The organism is Pseudomonas sp. EA_65y_Pfl1_P113, assembly GCF_963970525.1.
In the GTDB taxonomy this organism is placed as follows: domain Bacteria; phylum Pseudomonadota; class Gammaproteobacteria; order Pseudomonadales; family Pseudomonadaceae; genus Aquipseudomonas; species Aquipseudomonas tritici.
Genome location: NZ_CAXAQM010000151.1, coordinates 1 through 746 on the forward strand (window position 1 = coordinate 1; position 746 = coordinate 746).

1 protein-coding gene is annotated in these 746 nt (G+C 63.4%); it reads left to right on the forward strand.

Translation table 11 applies throughout. From position 1 onward, the window contains the following. Positions 1–746, forward strand: a 746-nt coding sequence (locus AACY52_RS28805; RefSeq protein WP_339561142.1) for an OB-fold nucleic acid binding domain-containing protein, incomplete at both ends; no start/stop codon positions are given.

Sequence of the window (746 nt, forward strand, 5' to 3'; positions counted from 1 at the left end):
GGGATTTCACCACGCTCCCTCTGCTTTTGCCCGATCGTCGCGGCGAGACGCTGAAGGACAGCTATGCCACCCTCCGCGATCATTGGCAGTCAATGACGGACGAGATGCTGGCCCTAGAGGAAGAGAACAACCGCATCTTCATTGACACCTATGGCTTGGCTGATGACCTCTCTCACAAGGTGCCGATCGAGGAAATCACGCTCACCTGCAATCCAGCCTATCGCTATGGCGTGAAGGGCTCGGAAGAGAACCGCGAGACGCGGCTGCGCGAGGATACGGTGGCCGAATTCCTCCACTATGCCGTGGGCTGCATGTTCGGGCGCTACAGTCTTGACGCACCCGGCCTGATCCTCGCCAATCAGGGCGAGGTGATCGAGGACTATCGCAACCTGCAGCTGTCGCTTCGCGCGCATCCGCTGTCGTTCGTGCGCGACGAGCTGACGCGCCGCGGCGTGACGCGCTGCGCGGATCTCGCCAGCGTGCGCGACGGACGCCACGTCGAGGTCGCCGGCATCATCCTGGTCCGGCAGAAGCCCGGATCAGCGAAGGGTGTGCTGTTCATCACGATCGAGGACGAAACCGGCATCGCCAATGGCATCCTCTGGCCCGACCGCTTCGAGGCGCAGCGCCGCACCGTGATGTCCGCCTCCATGGTCGGCCTGAAGGGGCGGGTGCAGAAGGAAGGCGAGGTGATCCACGTCATCTGCGATCGCATCGTCGATCACGGCGACCTGCTCCACCGCGTG